We start from the raw sequence: 19,233 nt of genomic DNA, 5'->3' as shown, positions 1-19,233 counted from the left end.
GCGACATGGCCTCGAGCGAAGAACACCCCGAGCAGGAGCGCGCCCAGTCCCAGCTCTTCGACTGGGAGGCGATGCACGACTACTACAGCTACGTGAAGAACGCCGTGCTGCGCCACAAGCTCCTGGCGCTGGGCACCTTCGTGGTGACGGCGGCGCTGGGGCTGGCGCTCGCCAAGTTCCTGCCGCGCACGTTCTACGCGGAGTCCATCCTGCTGACCAAGAGGACCGCCACCATCGCCGCGCTGGTCAACCCCGAGCGCATCGCCGCGCTGGAGCCCGAGGCGCCCAGCCCCGTGCGTCCGCCGGGGGAAATCGACTCGGTGACGCGCTCGACGGCGCGCGCGGTGATGAAGCGCGAGAACATCGTGTCGCTCATCAAGCGGGTGAACCTGCTGGACCGCTGGGAGGCCACGCGCGCCCCGCTGCTGCGCCTCAAGGACACGCTGGTGCACCTGCTCTCCGGCCGTCCCACCGAGGACATCAAGCTGGACGCCATGGTGGGCATGCTGGAGAAGCAGCTGAGCGTGAACACGGACGATGGCCGGGTGAGCCTGTCCGTCACCTGGCCGGATCCCCAGCTCGCCTACGAGCTGGCCGACGCCGCGCAGAAGAACTTCCTCGAGTCGCGCCAGCGCGAGGACATGGCCGCCATCGACGAGGCGCTGGAGATCCTCCAGGGCTACGAGCAGACGGCGCTGGAGAACTACAAGACCTCGGTGCTCGAGTTCGACAAGATCTTCGCGCAGATCATGATCGAGCGCCGGCGCGCGGTGGGAGACCCGCGCGTGGGAGGCTTCAACACCAACGAGCGCATGGCGGAGATGCGCTTCCTCATCCGCGCCAAGCGGCGCGCCATCTCCGACGCCGAGGAGAAGCACAACCGGCGCCTGGAGGAGATGCGCGCGGAGATGAAGGCCAACAGCCGGCTGTACGGGGAGAGCCACCCATCCATCGTGGCGCTGGAGCAGAGCGTGGAGTCGCTGGCGGCCAACGGCTCGCCCCAGGTGCACGTGCTGCAGAAAGAGGAAGACCAGTTGGCGCGCGAGTACTCGCGCATGGGAGGCGGCTCGGTGCCCTTCCCCGACGAGCCCATGCCGGACCCGTACGGCCTGGAGCGGGTGCTCATGGGCATCCTGCCGGGCATGCTGGAGAATCCCAAGGTGCGCACGGCGATGGACGACGTGCAGGCGCGCACCATCACGCTGCAGCAGGTGCGCAAGCGCATCGACGCGGCGAAGCTCGAGCGCGACATCGCCCGGGCCAACTTCAAGTACCGCTACACCGTGCTCACCCCGGCCGAGTTCCCCCGGAGCCCCATCAAGCCCAACGCCAAGGTGATCGCCCTGGGGGGCATCCTCGCGGGGCTCTTGCTGGGCGTGTTCGCGGCGATCGCCCGCGACGTGCTCAGCGGCCGGCTGCTCCAGTCCTGGCAGGTCAAGCGTGGGCTGGGTCTGCCCGTGCTGGCGGAGATGGAGACCCTTCCCCTGGAGAGTCAGTCCCGCTAGCGCGGCGCCTCGCCATGCCCCCATTGGAGTTCCCCGCCCCGTGATGTTGCTCGATCTGACGCTCCTCGTCCTGGCCCTGCCGGTACTCGCCGCCTCGGGGTACCTGTTGTTGCTCACGCTGCTGTCCGGGCAGAAGCCAGCGCCGCCCCGGGTGGCCCCGCGGCTCAAGTTCGACATCATCATCCCCGCCCACAACGAGGAGGCGGGCATCGCGCGCACGGTGACCAACCTGTCGCGGCTGGACTGGCCGGAGCAGTTGCGGCGCATCCTCGTGGTGGCGGACAACTGCTCGGACGCCACGGCCGAACGCGCGCGGGAGGCCGGCGCCACGGTGCTCGAGCGGCACAACCAGCAGCTGCGCGGCAAGGGCTATGCCCTGCAGCTCGCCTTCGACAAGAGCCTCGAGGAGGGCTTCGCCGACGCGGTGGTAGTGGTGGACGCGGACACGGAGGTGACGCCCAACCTGCTGCACGCCTTCGCGCTGCGGCTGGAGGCGGGAGCGCACGCGGTGCAGGCGCACTACGGTGTGCTCAACCCGGAGGCCTCGTGGCGCACGCAGCTCATGGCGGTGTCCATGGCGCTCTTCCACAAGGTGCGCTCGCTGGGCCGCGAGCGCCTGAGCGTGTCGTGCGGCCTGCGCGGCAACGGCATGTGCTTCACCCACGCCATCATCCGCCGGGTGCCCCACGAGGCCTTCTCCATCGTGGAGGACCTGGAGTACGGCATCCGCCTGGGCCAGGCGGGCGAGCGCGTGCACTACGCGTGGGAGGCCGAGGCGCTCGGGGAGATGGTGTCCGGGGAGAAGGCCTCGCGCTCGCAGCGCCGCCGGTGGGAAGGCGGCCGCATGGCGATGATGCGCCAGTACGGCCTGCCGCTGCTCGCCGAGGGGCTCGGCAAGCGCGACCGCATCCTCGTGGACCTGGCGATGGACTTGCTCGTGCTGCCGCTCTCGTGGGTGGTGCTGGGGGCGCTCACGCTCACGGGGGCCTCGGTGGCGCTGTCGCTCGTGCAGGGGCACCTGGCCTGGTCGGCGGGGGCGGCGGCCTTCGCGGTGGCGAGCCTGGTGCTCTACGTCATGCGCGGCTGGTGGGTGTCCGGCATGGGCCTGCGCGGGCTGCTGGCGCTCGCGCGGGCACCCTTCTACGTGGGCTGGAAGCTGTGGCTGCTGACGAGCCCCGCGGAGAAGAAGGGCGAGTGGGTGCGCACCACGCGCGAGACGCCCAAGACCTGAGGCGGGGACGATGGAGGCCTTCCTCTCGCGCACGCCCGTCTTCCTGTCGCTGCTGGCCCTGCTGGTGGCGGCCACGCTGGGGCTCGTCATCCTCGCGCCCAAGGTGGCGGTGCTGCCCATGGTGCTCGCCGCCGCGCTGTGGTGGGTCTGCCAGCAGCCGGTGCGCAAGCTCACGCTCGGCCTGTTCGCCATGGCCGTCACGGTGGACCTGGTGCCGGAGGTGCCCTACGACGGGGAGTGGAAGTCCCCGCTGTACTTCCCCGGCAAGCTGCTCTTCATCAACCTGAGCAACGTCCTCGGCGTGCCCGGCCTGGGCTTTCCCCTGCTGGACATCGCCACCCTGGGCTTCCTCGCGCTGTACGCCTACCGGCGCGCCAACCGCATCAACATCGACGAGTACACGACGCCGCTGCCCAAGCCGCTCGTCATCGGGTTGCTGGTGCTGCCCGCCACCATCCTCTGGATGCAGGTGCTCGGCATCTACATCAACGGGGGCAACTCGCGCGTGGCCACGTGGCAGTGGCACCAGATGGCGGCGCTGCCGCTGCTGGTGCTGCTCTTCAACGTCGCGCTGCGCGGGCCCGAGGACTTCCGCACCATCGGGCGGATGCTCGTGGTGGGCTGCTGCACCAAGGCCTTCCTGGGCGCCTTCTTCGTCGTGACCATCGCCCGGCCGCGGGGCCTGTACTTCGAGTACGCCACCACGCACTCGGACTCGATGCTGTACGTCGCGGGCCTCATGACGGTGATGATGTCGTGGTTCGAGCAGCCCACGCGCAAGCACTTCTGGCGGATGGTCATCGTGAGCGCCGTCATCTTCATGGGCATGCACTACAACGACCGGCGCCTGGGCTACGTGAGCTTCGTCTTCTCGCTCATCGCCGCCTTCCTCATCACGCCCCGCAGCCCCCTCAAGCTCAAGTTCCTCCGGCTGGGAGTGGTGCTCCTGCCCTTCTTCCCCTTCTACCTGGCGGTGGGCTGGCAGACGCCCACGGGCATCTTCGGGCCGGTGGGCATCTTCCGCTCGGTGCTCGAGGGAGAGAACCTGGAGAAGGGGCAGATGGACTACCGCGACATCGAGAACCTCGACGTCATCCACACCTGGCAGAAGAACCCCGTGCTCGGCCGCGGGTGGGGCCAGGAGTTCGAGGAAATCATCCCCCTGCCCGACATCTCCCACGCCTTCGCCGACTACCTCTACCACCCGCACAACTCGGTGCTGGGCATGCTCGCCTTCGGCGGGGTGGTGGGCCTCAGCGGCCTGTGGGGTTGGATTTCCGTGGCCGTTTTCTTGACGGTGCGCACCTACTACCGCGCCCGGGAACCGATGCACCGCGCCGGCGCTTTGGTGGCCATGGCCGTCATCGTGGCCTATACCAACCAGTGCTTCGGCGACATGGGCAGCATCAGCTGGCTCGGCACCCTCCTCATCGCCATGGCGGTCACCTGCGTGGGCAAGGTGGCCACCCTGACGGGGGCCTGGCCGAGCCCAAGGGTCGCGAAAACATCTGAAGTCGTTCCAGTTGGGGGAACTCGCACCCAAACGGGAAATCTTGTATGATACCGCACCGAAAGCCCAAGCGGCCACGGAAATATGACACTCCGCGCACTGGTCCGGCATCTTCGGGGGTGCCAACCGCCCCGGGACGCGGTAGTATAGTTCCGGCCATGTTCGAGCCTCACGACAAGAAGACGAAGGGTGGCTCGCGCACGGGAGGCCCCACGTCACCCGACATGCGGCGCGTGGTGCAGCCGCTGTCCGTCGTGCGGGGGAGTCGGCCGCAGCCCCCTCCGCCCAGCCCGGAGCGGGAGCAGGAGGCCGATGGCACGGTGGCCACGGTCGCGGCGGAGACGGCGCAGCCGCAGTATGCCCCCACGCCCAGTGTGCCGTCGAGCACGCTGTTGCAGCTCTGGGCGATGCTCAACCAGCGTCACCGCTGGTCCTCGCTGGTGGTGGTGCCCTCGCACGCGGGGGGCTCGGGACTGCAGGCCGTCCAGGCCATTCTCGAGGTCGCCAGCCGGCAGAGCAGCACGCCGCTGCACTTCCTGGACGCCGAGGGCCTGGAGCTGGGCGCCTCGCAGCACGTGGTCAGTGAGATGCAGGCGTACGTGGAGCAGGGCGACCGGGTGGTCGTCCTCATCGACTCCGTCGTCGCCAACCCCCTGGGGCTGGAAATCGCGCTGGCGGCCGAGAAGGCGCTCTTGAGCGTGACGCTCGGCACCTCGGATTACACCTCCGCCCGCCGGACGCTGGACCTGATTGGGAAGGAGCGCTTCCTCGGAAGCGTTACCCTCCAGCCCCCGTCCGGAGCCCTGAAGAAATGAACGCAGCTTCCGGCGCCCCTGGCGCCGTTGTTCCTCCTCGGCCCGAGGCCTCGCGCCCGCGGCTGAGTGTGGTCGTTGCCACCTACAACCGCGCGGATCTCATCCAGCGCCTGCTCCACCAGCTCGCCCGCCAGACGCTGCCCCCCTCGGACTTCGAGGTGGTGGTGGTGGATGACGGCTCGCGCGAGCCGGTGGCGCCCGTGCTGGAGAAGCTCTCGCTGCCCTATACCCTCCGGGTGGAGACGCAGGCCAACGCCGGCGCGGCGGCCGCGCGCCACCGGGGCGTGCTCGCGGCCCGGGGCGACATCGTCCTCATCACCGACGACGACATGCAGGTGGCCGAGGACTTCCTCGCCCGGCACCTGGCGCGCCACCCCCAGGGCTCGCGCAACGTGGTGCTGGGGGGAATCCGCCCGGATCCCTCCATCTCCGACATGCCGCTGTTCGAGCGCTGGTACGCCTGGCTCAACAACCGCATCGCCGCGAGCCTGAGCGGCCCCAAGCGGCGCGCCCACGGCTGGCAGCTCTTCACCGGCAACGTGTCCTTCCGGCGCGCGGACTACGTGGCCGCGGGCGGCTTCGACAAGAGCCTGGGCCAGTCCGAGGACATCGAGCTGGGCGTGCGCCTGGAGAAGGCCGGCTGCCGCTTCGAGTTCTGCGCCGCCGCGCACGTGCTGCACGGCTCGGATCACACCAGCTACGAGAAGTGGCTCAAGCGCGCCCACCGCTATGGCGTCTTCGACTCGCGCGTGGCGGACAAGCACCCGGACGTGCCGCAGGTGGACCCGTGGCGCTTCCTCTTCGAGATGAACCCGCTGGCCCGGCCGCTGCTCGCCGCCGCGGTGGTGGCGCCCGAGGCCACGCGTCCGCTCACGGAGGCGGTGATGGGCGCGGCGCGGCGGGCCGACGAGGCGGGCTACGCGAAGCTGGCCTTCATGGGCACCTCGGTGACGTACGCCATGGAGTACCTGCGCGGGGCGCGCGCCGAGGCGGGCTCGCTGGGCCAGGCGGCGCGGCACGTGGCGCGCTTCGCCCTCAGCGCGGGCGGGCCCGGCCAGGTGCGGCGGCTCGTCCAGGCGCTCCAGGAGGACGCGCTGGAGGCGACGCGCTCGGAGCACCACGGCCAGGCGAGCCCCAAGGCCGTGGCCGCCATGGTGCTCACGTCGGACGGCTACCGGGTGCTCGCGCTGCAGCGGCTGCGCGAGGCGGCGCGGGGCCTGGGCATTCCCATGGGCAACCACGCGCTGCGCGTGGCCCAGACGGCGCTGCTCGGCGTGGAGATTGGCAAGGACGTGCAGCTGGGCACCGGCGTCTACTTCGTCCACAGCCTGGGCACCGTCATCGGCGGCGACGCGAAGATTGGCAACCGCGTGCGCTTCTACGGCAACAACACCGTGGGCACCGCCAAGGATGATGGCTACCCCACCATCGAGGACGACGTGTGGGTGGGCGCCGGCGCGCGCATCCTCGGCCCCATCACCATCGGGGCCCGCTCGCGCATCGGCGCCAACGCGGTGGTGCTCCAGGACGTGCCGCCCGACAGCGTGGCCGTGGGCATCCCCGCCCGCGTCTTCCCGCGCCGGGACGTGGACGGCGAGTGATGCGGCCCGTCTTCTCGTCATGGCGCGGCCGCTGGTCCCGCGTCGCCCTCCTGTCCGGCGTCTGTCTGGGCGCGCCCCTGCTCGCCTCGTGCAAGCGCGGCTCCTCCTCCCAGGAAGCCAGTGCCGGCGCGAGCGTCTATGACATCCCCGCCATCACCGAGGCCCTCTGGAGCCGGGGGTACTTGATGGAGGGATGGGTCGACGAGGGCTGGTCCGAGCGCGAGCTCAAGCCCCCCGGCCCGGCCCGGCTGCGCATGGACAAGATGGGCGGCTGGATGCTGCGCAAGAAGGGCCTCCAGGGGGAGTTCGGAGGACTCGCGCTGCGCTACCGCGCCCCCGCGGACTTCGGCGACTTCCTCGAGGTGCGGCTGGAGACGGAGGGCGAGACGATCTTCCCCCGCGTGAAGGTGAACGCGAGCCACGTGGCGCGCCGCGACGGGGACCAGGTCCAGCTCTTCATCCCGCTCGAGCAGCTCAATCCCAAACAGGCCGAGTTCAGCAGCGTCGTGCTGCGCGCCTACAAGAACGTGGGCACGGACTGGGTGGAGATCGAAGAGCTGGGCCTCACCGCGCCCGGCGGCATGACGCCCGCCTTGGACACCGCCAGCCCCTCACAGGAGTCGCAGGCCAGCGCGGCCCCCTCCGGCGCCGTCGTCGAGCCCATGGACCTGGCCTACGACAACGGCCTGCTCCCGGGCTGGGAAGACCGGGGGTGGGCCGAGCACGAGTTGGAGAGCGCATCGCCCGCGAAGCTGCGCCTGCACAAGTTCGGTGGGTGGAGCCTGTCCAAGAGGGAGCTCGGGACCGACTACGGCGGCCTCACGCTGCGCTACCGCGCGCCCAAGAGCTTCGGGGACTTCCTCGAGGTGCGGCTGGACTCCGATGGCGAGACGCTCTTCCATCGCGTGCGCGTGTCCGACGCACACGTCGTCGCCCGCGATGGGGATTGGACGCAGGTGTTCATCCCCATGAGCGAGCTCAACCCGCGCAAGGAAGCCTTCACGCAGCTCGTGCTGCGCGCCTACAAGCCGGTGGGCGAGGACTGGGTGGAGATCAGCCAGCTGGGCCTCGCGCGGCTCGCCGACCGCGCCACCCCGCCGCCGCCGCCCCGGCCCCCTCCCGCCGTCGCCCAGACGGCAAGCCCTCCCCGCCCGACTCCTTCCTATCCCGCTCCCTCGCCCGTTCCCACGCCCGCTCCCGCCGCCACGGGGGGAGGCGCCCGCCCGGGCTTCGGCAACGCCAAGGGCCCGCGCGTGGTGGTGGACTGCACCGCGCCCGGCCACTCCATCAGCCCGCTCATCTACGGCATCGCCTTCAGCAACCTGCGCGAGCTCAAGGAGTCCCACCAGTGGGAGCTGGGCGCCACCGCGCGCCGCTGGGGAGGCAACGCCAGCTCCCGCTACAACTGGAAGATTGGCAACGTCTGGAACACGGCCAACGACTGGTACTTCCGCAACGTCGTCCTCGGCACCCGCCCCGACTACACCGCCGACAGCTTCCTCCAGGCCAACCTCCAGCACGGGCTCCAGTCCGCCCTCACCGTGCCCCTCATCGGCTGGGTGGCCAAGGACGCCACCTCCACGAGCTTTCCCCGCTCGCTCTTCGGCCCCCAGCAGAAGATGGATCCGGACGTGCCCGAGGCCGGCAATGGGCTCACGTCCTCGGGCGAGGCCCTGCCCCCGCCCGAGCCCACCCAGACGAGCGTCGAGGCCCCTCCCTCCTTCATCCACGAGTGGGTGCGCTCGCTGCGCGAGAAGGACAAGAAGCGCGGGCGCAGCGTCCAGATGTACATCCTCGACAACGAGCCGATGCTCTGGAACACCACGCACCGCGACGTGCACCCGGAGCCCGTCACCTATGACGAGCTGCTCGAGCGCACCATCGCCTACGGCTCCGCCGTGCGCAAAGCCGACCCCGACGCCGTCATCGCCGGCCCGGCCGAGTGGGGCTGGACGAACTACTTCCACTCGGCGGCGGACCTGGCTCCGGGCGGCAACAAGAAGGACATCAAGGCGCACGGCAACCTCGCGCTCTTGCCCTGGTACCTCAAGAAGCTGCGCGAGCACGAGCAGCAGACGGGCACCCGCATCCTCGACGTGGTGGACGTCCACTTCTACCCCCAGGGCAAGGGCATGGGCATGGAGGAGCGGGGCGCCACCGATGCCGACACCTCCGCGCGGCGCATCCGCTCGGTGCGCGCGCTGTGGGACCCCTCGTACGAAGACGAGTCGTGGATCGAGGACACCGTGGAGCTCATCCCCCGCCTCAAGCGGTGGATCGCCGAGTACTACCCCAAGCGGGGCATCTCCATCGGCGAGTACAACTTCGGCGCCACCACGCACATGAGCGGCGGGCTCGCGCAGGCCGAGGCGCTCGGACGCTTCGCCGAGCAGGGCATCACCTCGGCCTTCATGTTCACCTACCCGCCCCGCAACAGCCCCGCCTTCTGGGCGTTCCGCGCGTTCCGCAACTTCGATGGCCAGGGCGGCCGCTTCCTCGACCACTACGTGCCCTCGCGCTTCGACAAGCCCGCGGACGCCCGGACGACGTCGCTGTTCGCCTCGCGCGATGACAGCGGCGAGCACATGGTCTCCGTCGCGCTCAACCTGGACGCGGACACGGCGCGCACCACCCAGGTGGAGTTCAAGGGGTGCGGCAACGTCGAGAGCGTGCGGGTGTTCGGCTACCGGGGCGGGCCGGCGGGCTTCTCCGAGAACCGGACCTTCCTGACGTCGGGCAACAGCGTGCAGCTGGTGTTGCCGCCCTGGTCCATGTCCGTGCTGGACCTGAAGCTCGCGCGGTAGGCGGCCACCGCGCGGCCCGGCGCGGGAGAGCGGCCCCTCTCGCGAGGCCCCTCCCCGGGTGACTCAGGCCGCGGCCCGCTTGGGCGACACGGCGGAGGCCGCGAGCGCTTCCACCTGCTCGCTGCTCAGCTCCAGCTTGGCCTCGGAGCCCCGCCACACGAAGGGGATGCCCGGCTGGCGGTAGAGATTGGGGGGGATGTCGCGCGCGAGCTGCGCGTGCAACTCGGGCAGCTTCGACCAGTGCAGGCCGTGCCGCGAGTGATGCGCGGTGTGGTAGCCCAGGTTGCCCGTCATCAGGTTGTAGCCCCGATGGAGGATGTTGTACGAGGCTTGGTTGTGGTCGTCCGTCTCCAGGCCCACGTGGTGGAAGTAGGTGGCCCACACCGTCACGTAGAGCGACACCGCCATGGGCACCAGGAAGACGAAGAGCGCGTTGTACCAGTTGTGCCAGAAGAGCACGCCCAGCAGCACCACCTGCAGCGCGGCCATGCCCACGAAGGTGCGCAGCGCCTTGCGGTGCTGGGGCTGCTCCAGGCCCACGCGCAAGGCCCGCGGATAGGCCGTGAGCGCCGTCTTGAGCGAGTATTCCACCTCGCCCATCGTCGACCCGTCATCGCGCTTCCAGCGCGACTCGTCCTTGTCCTGGTCCAGGTAGTTCTTGTGGTGGCCCACCACGTGGTGCAGGAACCAGGCGTGCGAGGTGATTCCCGTCTGGAAGCCGAACACCACCTCCAGCAGGCGGTTGGGCAGCGTGTGACGGAACATGGGCAGGTGCTGGTGATTGTGGTTCCACGAGCAGATCCACCCCTTCGGGATGATGAGCGCGCCGAACCACAGGATGGGCAACCACCAGTTGCTCGCCAGGAAGTACACCGTCAGATCCAGCGCGAACACGCACAGGAACAGCAGGACGGGGATTCGGTCTTCGCGATACCGGAACAGGGTCATGCGTTTTCCGTGAAGGAGCCGTCCGAACCCCCCTCCAGGAGGAGGACGGCGCGGCAGCGGCGGGAAATGACGCGGAGCATACAAGAAAGCCCCGCGCTCCCGGGATGGACAAAGCGGAGGGAAGCTTCATCCTCCCCAGGTGGCCCGGCGGCCAGGGAAGCACGCCCCGGGAGCCACCTCGGACCCGGCGGGCCTACTTGTCCAACACCATGGTGCGGATGAAGCTCTTGGGGTGGCGCGCGTAGAAGCGCAGGTGCATGGCCACGTCCACCACCCACGGCACCCAGTCCCCGATGTCGATGACGGCGTCCACCGCGCGCTCGCTGTGACGCGCGTACCACTCGCGCCACTGCCGCACCTCCTGCGAGGACAGCCGGCCCGACAACCCCTGCGCGCGCAAGAGCAGCTCGAAGATGCCCCGGTGGCAGTAGATGTACTGGCCCGTGCCCTTCCACGCGAGCGCCTCGCGCGCCACCTGGGCCAGCCGCTCCTCGTTGCCACCCGCCGCCTCGTAGACGAACAACGGCAGCGGCATGCCCCGCGCGACGTCGAAGCCCATCTGGCTGAAGAAGCGCGGGTTGAAGTCGATGAGCAGCTGCCGCCCGCCCACGCGGATGAACTCCACCTCGAACGTGCCGTGGTAGCCGAGCTTCTTGCACAGCTGGCGCACCTTCTCCGCCAGCGCCTCGTCCACCGGCACCTCCTCGAAGCACAAGCCGATGCCCAGCTTGCGCGGCCGCTGCAACACCTTGAGCGCCCCGCGCGCCACGAACAGCTCGCCCGTGCGGTCCACGAAGCCGCTCAGGCTGAAGATGTTCTGCGCCGCCTCCGTGTAGAAGGCCTGCACCATGGGCCGGTTGGCCCGCGGATCATACGCGAGCAGCTTGCGCCCGTACTGGTTGCGCTCGAGGAACTCGCGGTAGCGCGGCAACAACTCGCTCGCGCGCTCCACCTGCGCGCCCTTCACGTGGCTCTCGAAGAGAATTTGAGTCTGCGGCTTGAGCAGCACCGGGAAGCGCGCCTGGGCCGCCACGCGCTCCACCGCGGCCTCGTCCTCGGGGAACCAGGTGTCCGGCACGTCCAGCCCCACGCCCTCGCACAGGTCGTGCAGCCGCTGCTTGTTGAGCAGCCCGTAGATGGCGCTCACGTCCGGCTGGTACATCTGGAAATGGCGCGCGAGCTCCTCGCGGTGCAGGGCGAACAGCCACGCCATGTCGTCGCTCGTGGGGTAGAGCACGTGGCCGGGCTCGCGCTCGCCAAAGCGCACCAGCCACTCCATGAAGGCGTCCGAGTCCCCCACGCTCGGGCAGCTCACCCGCCGCGTCACGTAGCGGCTCCAGCGCGCGGGCGCGAGCAGCTTGGACTCGGCCATGGTGATGGGGATGCCGAGCCGGCCCAGGCTGCGCACCGCCGCCAGCGTGCCGTAGTAGTCGGCCATCGTCAGCAGGATGGGTGGCCGAGCGGGTGTCGTCATGATGGAGCTCCTCGTCGAGGGACCCATGTCCCCCCCGGCGAGCAACCTACCCCAACTCGCCTACCCCGGGCTCACCGGAGCACCCACCCCGGATGGCACCACCGGGGACCGGGCTTGCGGACAAGGGGACGCCTCGCCGCGCCAGTCGAAGCGATTCTTGAGCCTCAAAAAAGGCGTCTCGAAATAGCGGTAGCTCAACGTGGCCAGGCCGATGCTCACGGCCAGCGTCAGCACGAAGTGCAGCACCAGCGGGTAGGGCACCAGGTGCTGCGGCACCAGGCGGCGCACGAGGTGCAGCGAGAGCATGTGCATCAAATAGACGCCGTAGGTGATGGAGCCCACGTAGCCAAGGACCGGGTGATCCACGAGCGGCGCCAGCACGTGGCGGGGCCGGATGCACATGGCCACCACCAGGGCGGTGAACAGCAGCGAGGACACCCAAAGCGGCGTCTCCTGGTAGCGCACCGCGGCGGCCGCCAGCACGACGAGCACCGGGACGCTCCACGACTGGCCGAGCACCTTCCACGTCCACTCGAAGGAGCGCGGGAAGTGCGTCAGGTACGCCGCCAGGCACCCCATGCAGATGGAGATGGAGATGCTGTCGAGCATGCGCACCCACAGCCAGCGGGTGTCGAGCACGCCGGAGCGCACGCCCCAGTCGGCGAGCAACCCCAAGAGCAGCAGGCCCACCATGAAGACCACCGGGCCGCCGCGGCGCTTGAAGTGGCGCACCACGCACGGCCACAACAGGTAGAACTGCTCCTCGGTGGCCATGCTCCAGGCGAAGAAGAAGACGATGCGGCCCTCGCCCAGCGGGATGAACCAGTTCGACGTGTACGTGAGGTAGTAGCGCACGTTGTCGAAGAACGTGGCGCGCACCAGCACGTCCTGCTCGAATCCGGCCACGAGCACGATGTAGAGCGCGCACACGGCGTAGTAGAGCGGAAAGATGCGCAGCGAGCGCCGGGCGTAGAACTTCGTGAGCGCGATGCTTCCGGTGGCGTCGCGCTCGCGCAGCAGCAGCGTGGTGATGAGGAAGCCGCTGATGGCGAAGAAGAGCGAGACGCTCAAATAGAAGCGGCCCACGAAGCCCTCTCGCCAGTCGGACACGTGGTAGAAGACCACGGCGAGGATGGCCAGTGCTCTCAGCCCATCCAGGGCCTTGAAGGACCGGGTGCGCAGGAAGACCTGGTGGGGCAGGAAGACCTGGTGGGGCAGGAAGACCTGAAGGGCGATGTCTGTGGAGGGGGGCATGGGAAGCGTTCAAACAACGCAGACTTCCCAATCCCTCACAACGCGCCCGGGCTCGCCCTCCCGTTCAACCCTTCCGTCCGCCGCGCCACGCTGTCCCGCCCCGAGCCCTCGCCGTGTCTGTCCAAGGACACGGCCTCGCGCGCGGGTCTCCTCCCGGTGTCTGGCTCATCACTTGCGGAGCGATGACAGGCGAACCTCGGCCACGTGGGTGAAATAGACGGGAATGCCCACCACGTAACGGCGGAACAACCGCCGGGGTTCCACTGCCAGACGGAAGAGCCACTCCATGCCCGTCTGGCGCATCACCAGCGGCGCCCGCGGCACCTTGCCCCCGATGTAGTCCAGCACCGCGCCCCCGTTGACGATGAGCACCGGGTGCGACAGGGCCTCGCGCAGCTTCACGGAGATCTCCTCCTGCTTGGGCATACCCATGGCCATGAGGATGAGGTCCGGCCTGGACTCGGCGGCGAGCCGCAAGTAGGTCTCCGGCGGATCAAACCCCTCGTGGCAGGCCACCACCTTCAGGCCCCACTCCTCCAGCGTGCGCCGCGCGTTGTCCAACCACGGCGAGCGCGTGCCGAACAGCGCCACGCTCCGCCCCGCGTACGCCCGGGCGATGCGCGGGATGAAGTCCGTGCCATTCATGTTCAGCCCGTAGCGCCGGTGGAAGGCCCGCAGGCCCAGCTTCACCCCGATGCCATCGCGCAGCAGCACGTCCGAGCGCAGCAGCCCCTCCAACATGCCCGGCTGCTCCCACCCCAGGTTCACCGCGTGCGCGTTGACGAAGGAGAGGATGAGGGGACGCTCGACGCGCTTGAGCTCCTCGAGCAACGCCTGTTCCGCCGCCTCGTCCTCGATGATGCGCAGCCGGTCCATCAACGCCATGAAGTCCCGCGCCCGCGCGGCCCGACGACCCGCCTGTCTCGCCATGCTTCCTCCTCAGGGGTGAGGAGGATAGTGGACTCGGGGAGGACTTCAATCCACCTCCAGTCCCGGCTCGCCCTCCTCCAGCGCCGCCAGCACCAGCTCCGCCGCCTTGCCCAGCGAATAGCCCGGCGCCAGCTCCCGCGCCGCCACCAGCACGGGATGCAGCCGCTCGGCCAGCTCGCGCGCGCCCAGCGTGTCGCCCCGCATCAGCTCCTCGCCCACCCCCAGCACCAGGTCCAACAGCAGCAGCCGGCGACGATCCACCCAGCCCTGCGAGAGCTGCGGACTCTTCTCCTCGGGCCAGGCGGACTGGGCCCGCGCCCGCGCCTCGTGGATCGCCTCCAGCACCTGCTCGCGCCGCTCCGGCTGCATCCGGCCCCGGCGCGAGCCCCGCTGATTCTCATTCTCGGGATGATCGCTCATGGGTGGGGAGTCGCGGGGGCCTCGGGACGGGGCAGCACGCCGGGGACCTCGGCCAGCACGTAGCTCACCCACGCGAGCGCCGCCGTGCTGTGCGCCAGGTCCTTCGGGTCCACCTTGTCCAGCGTGTCCGCCTCCGAGTGGTGCACGTCGAAGTAGCGGCTGGCGTCCACCCGCACCCCCACGAAGGGCACCCGCGCCGGCACGAGGGGCGAGATGTCCGCGCCCCCCGCCTCGCCCGGCAGGAGCACGCCCGCGCCCAGCACCTCGAGCGGACGCAGCCAGGGCTTCACCAGCGCGTCGCCGCCGGGGCCCGAGCGCAGCACCACGCCCAGGGGCTTGCCTCCCCCCGAGTCCATCTCCAGCGCGGCCACGTGCTCGCCCAGCTCCGCCGCGTGCGCCTCGGCGTAGGCCCGGCCTCCACGCAGCCCGTTCTCCTCGTTCATGAAGAGCACCACGCGCACCGTGCGCCGGGGCGCGGGCTTGAGCCGGGCGAGCAGCCGCGCCGTCTCCATCACCATCGTCACGCCGGCCCCGTCATCGTGCGCGCCCGTGCCCACGTCCCACGAGTCCAGGTGCGCGCCGAGCAGCACCACCTCGCGCGGCTTCTCGCGGCCCTTCACCTCGGCCACCACGTTGAAGGAGTCCGCGTCCGGCAGCGTCTGGCACGTGAGCTTCAGCTCCACCTTCACCGGGCCCGAGGCCAACAGGCGGTGCAACAGCTCCCCGTCCTCCACCGACACCGCCGCGGCGGGAATGGCCGGCACGCCCTCGTCGTAGCGCAGCGCGCCCGTGTGCGGCGTGCGCAGCGACGCGGTGGCCAGCGAGCGGATGAGCATGCCCACCGCCCCCGCCTTCGCCGCCACCGACGCGCCCCGGGTGCGCAGCCCGGCCGCGGGGCCATAGTCCTTCGTCTCCGCCATGGAGTGGTTGAAGAAGACCACCTTTCCCTTCACCTTGTCCCCGAGCGCGGCCACCTCCTCGAGCGAGCGCACCTCGACGACCTCGGCGGTGAGGCCCTCGGGGGGAGTGGCCACGCTGCCGCCGAGCGCCAACACGGCGAGCTTCTGCTCGCGCCGGGTGTCCGAGCCGAGCACGCGCGCGGAGCCCTCGCCGCGCACCCAGTGGGGAACCTTCACGGGCTCCAGCCACACCTTCACCCCGTCCGCCTCGAAGCTCCGCTTCGCCCAACGCACCGCGGCGTCCGCGCCCTCCGAGCCGGACAGCCGCGGGCCGATGCCGTCGGCGAGCTCGGCGAGGCGCGCATAGGCATGGCCGTCGGTGAGCGCCGCGCCAATGAGCTGCTCGGCCACCTGGGGGGAGGGACCCGAGGGCGCTTGGGCCGCCTTGGCGGGGGCCTTGGGCGGCGCGGAGAGAAGACAGAGCAGGGCGGCGGAGAGCGGCAGGGCTGCGGGCACGGCGAGACTCCAACGGCAAGAGGAGGGCTCACACTCTCGTCCTCGGAGCGGCGGCTCGCAAGCTCCGCTTCGCAAGGCCGGACGCCTCAGAACGCCGCGAACAGGTCGACGACGGACTGGGCCAACAACTCCCGCTGCTCGGGCTCCAGGGTGTCGGCGTAGGCCAGGACATCCTGAACCCCGGGCGACGGCGATCATAGAAGAGCGCCAGGAGATTGCGGCGGATCTCCCCGCCCTCGGGTATCGCCTGATTCAATGCATCCAGGACGGCATCGGCCCCCACCAGCTTGACGTAGGCGAAGATGTCGAAGCTGTCCTTGTTGCCCTCGGGACGCAGTTGCAGCTTGGCCCGCGTCTTCATGGCGAGGAATCCCACCGCATCCGGAATCGAGATCCTCAAGAGCGTACCCTGGATGTTCAACGTGATGGGTTGAGCCCGTCGCAGGACCAGCCGCGCGTCCGGAAGAGGCGTCAATGGCGGTGGGCAGATCGTCCGGTTCGACCTCTTCGGGAGCGAAGAGATCGAGCTGTACCCACGAACCGCGCAGCTTCTTGGACCAACGGAACTGACGAGCGCGTTCATAGCCCCGTTCCTTCAGGACCTCCGGCAACCGGCCCGCCATGAACTCCGTGCCATCCAGATCGAAGAGCAGATCGGGCTCGAAGGTGAACCCTCGGGTGACCTCTTCTCCTGTCTCCGTCTCGACGGCGATGACTCCTGACTGGCCTCGCCGTCTCGACTCCAGGGCGAGCACCTGCCCTCCAATCAGCACGACCGAGGAGGCGAGATCTCCCAGATCGATCATCAGCTCTCCGAGCTCCCGGAGGACCGCCTCGAACTGTTCCACTTCTTCCATCACGCAGGTCTCTCCGGGAGAAGCGGCAGCGCTTTGAGGTAGCGCTCTTGCAAGACCTCCGCCTGCTCCTTTCCTCGCCCCGCGCTGAAGTGGAAGTCGACGATGAGCTGAGGCAGTGCCACTCCGGGGCCATGCGACAGCTCGCGAGGCATGAAGTAGACCCCCCCCGCTTGCGTGTCGGCCGCGACCTCCGGGCGCATCACCCAGAAGTTGTGCGGAGTCATGCGGCGCAGACCGAACGCCTGGATGAGGGAGTCCACCGGCCCGGACGAATAGACGCCATGGGGCAGTCCCGAGGCGAAGCGCTCCTCGGGTCGCAGTGCGCTGGCCAGGGTGAAGACCGACCTGATGCCCAGGGAGGTCAGCGCGGAATGTCCCCGCAGGAGCGAGTCGGCGGTCGTGGAGGGCGCGTTGAAAGCGTCGACCACCGCCGCGGTCCGCTTGCCACTGTCGAGCCAGGCACGGATCAGACCCGCGGGATCCCTCACCCGGAAGCCAGACTTCCTGGAGGCACGCTCCAGATAGCCTTCCCGTTCCAGGCGGGTCAGGACTCCTTGCGCGTAGCCGTAACCCGTCTGGGTCAACTCCTCCATTTGACGAATGCTCCAGGTCCGCCCCGGCTCACTCAAGAGGACGCGAAGCAGGCGGCTCCCCTTGCCGTGGAATACCGGAGCCCGCGGAGTCCGTTGGAAGCGGCCCCGTCCCTGGATACGGATGAAGGCGCTCCCGGAATTCAGCACGAGCGTGCCGCGCAGATCCACGAGCGCGACGTCCTCACGCTCACAGACCTCGATGAGACCCGAACTGGCCACATCGGTGGCGATCATCGGCACGCGGGGCGGTGGCAACCCCCGCCCCGCTGACTGCCGTCTCCTCAGTTCCTCATCGAGTCCTCGGAGGCGCTCGCGCAGGCGCGGAACATCCACCGGAAACAGGGGCGCTCGATACGCCAGCAAGACGGGAACCCCACCCTGTGGAAGTCTCACCTGCACGAGGTCATAGACCGCCTGGCCGCCTGGTCCCCGCTGCGGCACCACGAGCGAGTCCTGACGGAGCAACTCCACCCCGCGAGGCAGTGGAAGGGGGTCCTTCCAAAAGGATTCCTGGAAGCTCACGGTGGAGAGCCCTCGCTCAATTCTGTCGATTTATAGCGTTCGACGTCGCTGAAGACCACTTCTCCAGGAATTCAGACCATTTATCGACAGAATTGAGCGATCCTCCCCCAGGGGAATCTGCCGCCGCTCCCCGTCCTTCGACAGGAGGAGAGGCTGGGGGCGATACTCCACCCACCGTCCGAGGAGGAACGAGGAATGAACCGCTTTCATGGGGCCGTGCTGCTCGCGGCGCTCGTCCTGGTGAGTTGCGAGCCGTTCGAGCCGTGGAACGACTACAGCGCGAAGGATCCGAAGCTGCAATTCATCGGGCGCATGCAGCCCATCGATGACACTGGCCCCCGGTATGCCTACCCCGGCACGACCGTGCGCTTGCGCTGCGATTGCACCGGCGTGGACGTGGCCTTCAAGGACGAGGGCTCGGGCGACGACAAGCACACCAACTTCGTCAATGTCATCGTCGATGGCAAGCAGACCGCCGTGCTCAAGCTCCCGCAGTCGGACGATGGCGAGTTGATCAAGGGCGTCCGCGACCTGAAATCGGGCGAGCACACCATCGAGTTCGTCAAGCGCACCGGGCCCTACGCGGGCACCATCCAGTTCCGGGGCATCAGCGTGCAGGGCACCCTGCTGGATCCCCCCCCCTTCCCCGAGCGGCGCATCGAAATCATTGGCGAGACCGTCTCCTGTGGCTACGGCAACGAGGTGCGCATCATGGCACCCACCTACACCGAGCCCAACACCGGCTACCACTCCAAGAACGAGGACAACTCCAAGGCCTATGGAACGCTCCTCGGCCACCGGTTCGATGCCCAGGTGGTCACCACGTGCATGTCCAACCGAGGCGTGCAGCGCAATCCCGACGGCTCCACCGAGGACACCTTCCCCAAGCGCTACAAGCGCATCCTTCCCGACGACGACAGCGAGGAGACCGTCTGGGACACCCGCGAATACATCCCCGACGTCATCATCCTCAACCTGGGCGTCAGCGACTTCACCGCGCGCGATGCGAACAAGCAACCCATCGACCCGAACCCCGACCTCTTCAAGGCGGCCTACACGAACTTCGTCCAGGAGCTGCGCAAGACCTACCCCTCCGCGAAGATCATCTGCACCGTCGGCCCGACGATGAATGACAACTACCCCGCGGGCCGCAACTACTGGACGCGCATCCAGCAGTACGTGGAGGAGATGGTCTGGGAGCTCGATGAGCCCGACGTCGTCTTCTACATGGCCCATCAGCCCATCAAGAGCGACCCCTACGGCGAGGACTGGCACCCCACCGCGCAGGAGCACCAGCGCCTGGCCGAGGAGCTGGGCACCTTCATCGAGACCCAGGTCAACCCCGTGTGGTGAC

The 19,233-nt window shown here is 69.1% G+C and carries 15 protein-coding genes; 7 read left to right on the top strand and 8 right to left on the bottom strand.

What is annotated here, in order from left to right; genetic code table 11:
* Positions 1-5: 5 nt before the first annotated feature.
* From D187_RS06575 to D187_RS56695, 6 genes are all read left to right on the top strand, one after another.
* A complete protein-coding gene (locus D187_RS06575; RefSeq protein WP_002631070.1) occupies positions 6-1,505 on the top strand; it encodes a GumC domain-containing protein in 1,500 nt (499 codons plus the stop codon).
* A 43-nt stretch (positions 1,506-1,548) separates the two neighbouring features.
* Positions 1,549-2,736 carry an exopolysaccharide biosynthesis GT2 family glycosyltransferase EpsU gene (epsU, locus tag D187_RS06570; protein ID WP_043428565.1) on the top strand — a complete coding sequence of 396 codons (1,188 nt, stop codon included), beginning with the start codon at positions 1,549-1,551 and terminating at the stop codon, positions 2,734-2,736.
* A gap of 10 nt (positions 2,737-2,746) precedes the next feature.
* Positions 2,747-4,297, top strand: a complete 1,551-nt coding sequence (wzy, locus tag D187_RS06565) for an exopolysaccharide repeat unit polymerase (RefSeq protein ID WP_002631068.1) — start codon at positions 2,747-2,749, stop codon at positions 4,295-4,297.
* 107 nt (positions 4,298-4,404) lie between these two features.
* On the top strand, positions 4,405-5,061 hold the full coding sequence (locus D187_RS06560) for a hypothetical protein (protein WP_002631067.1): 657 nt from the start codon (positions 4,405-4,407) through the stop codon (positions 5,059-5,061).
* Positions 5,058-6,662, top strand: coding sequence for an exopolysaccharide biosynthesis glycosyltransferase EpsD (epsD, locus tag D187_RS57500; RefSeq protein WP_020917825.1), 1,605 nt, complete (start codon positions 5,058-5,060; stop codon positions 6,660-6,662). The genes D187_RS06560 and epsD overlap by 4 nt, the downstream gene beginning before the upstream one ends.
* Positions 6,662-9,466, top strand: a complete 2,805-nt coding sequence (locus tag D187_RS56695; protein WP_002631065.1) for a glycoside hydrolase family 44 protein — start codon at positions 6,662-6,664, stop codon at positions 9,464-9,466. The genes epsD and D187_RS56695 overlap by 1 nt, the downstream gene beginning before the upstream one ends.
* Before the next feature lie 63 nt (positions 9,467-9,529).
* Here D187_RS56695 and D187_RS06540 read toward each other — a convergent pair whose 3' ends face one another.
* The 8 genes from D187_RS06540 to D187_RS06505 all read right to left on the bottom strand — a co-directional run bounded on the left by D187_RS06540 (position 9,530) and on the right by D187_RS06505 (position 17,720).
* Positions 9,530-10,414 (bottom strand): fatty acid desaturase family protein, encoded by an 885-nt coding sequence (locus D187_RS06540; RefSeq protein WP_002631064.1) that lies wholly within the window; start codon positions 10,412-10,414, stop codon positions 9,530-9,532.
* Between the two features lie 193 nt (positions 10,415-10,607).
* Positions 10,608-11,888, bottom strand: a complete 1,281-nt coding sequence (locus D187_RS06535) for a carboxylate--amine ligase (protein WP_002631063.1) — start codon at positions 11,886-11,888, stop codon at positions 10,608-10,610.
* A gap of 60 nt (positions 11,889-11,948) precedes the next feature.
* Entirely contained in the window at positions 11,949-13,142 is a 1,194-nt protein-coding gene (locus D187_RS06530; protein ID WP_002631062.1) for an acyltransferase family protein, read from the bottom strand.
* Between the two features lie 168 nt (positions 13,143-13,310).
* Entirely contained in the window at positions 13,311-14,072 is a 762-nt protein-coding gene (locus D187_RS06525) for a WecB/TagA/CpsF family glycosyltransferase (RefSeq protein ID WP_002631060.1), read from the bottom strand.
* 45 nt (positions 14,073-14,117) lie between these two features.
* A complete protein-coding gene (locus D187_RS06520; RefSeq protein ID WP_002631059.1) occupies positions 14,118-14,492 on the bottom strand; it encodes a hypothetical protein in 375 nt (124 codons plus the stop codon).
* On the bottom strand, positions 14,489-15,907 hold the full coding sequence (locus D187_RS06515) for a M20/M25/M40 family metallo-hydrolase (RefSeq protein ID WP_002631058.1): 1,419 nt from the start codon (positions 15,905-15,907) through the stop codon (positions 14,489-14,491). Before D187_RS06515 ends, D187_RS06520 begins: the two co-directional genes overlap by 4 nt.
* A gap of 194 nt (positions 15,908-16,101) precedes the next feature.
* The gene (locus tag D187_RS56955) at positions 16,102-16,767 is read right to left on the bottom strand and encodes a hypothetical protein (protein WP_245591621.1); all 666 of its coding nucleotides are present in this window, start codon (positions 16,765-16,767) and stop codon (positions 16,102-16,104) included.
* The gene (locus D187_RS06505; RefSeq protein WP_245591620.1) at positions 16,764-17,720 is read right to left on the bottom strand and encodes a hypothetical protein; all 957 of its coding nucleotides are present in this window, start codon (positions 17,718-17,720) and stop codon (positions 16,764-16,766) included. Before D187_RS06505 ends, D187_RS56955 begins: the two co-directional genes overlap by 4 nt.
* A 354-nt stretch (positions 17,721-18,074) precedes the next feature.
* Between D187_RS06505 and D187_RS06500 the strand changes: the two genes are divergently transcribed.
* A complete protein-coding gene (locus tag D187_RS06500) occupies positions 18,075-19,232 on the top strand; it encodes an SGNH/GDSL hydrolase family protein (protein ID WP_002631054.1) in 1,158 nt (385 codons plus the stop codon).
* Position 19,233 lies beyond the last annotated feature (1 nt).

The organism is Cystobacter fuscus DSM 2262, assembly GCF_000335475.2.
GTDB lineage: Bacteria > Myxococcota > Myxococcia > Myxococcales > Myxococcaceae > Cystobacter > Cystobacter fuscus.
The sequence above is the reverse complement of the archived record's forward strand: the minus strand, read 5'-3'. Positions and strand labels throughout refer to the sequence as shown.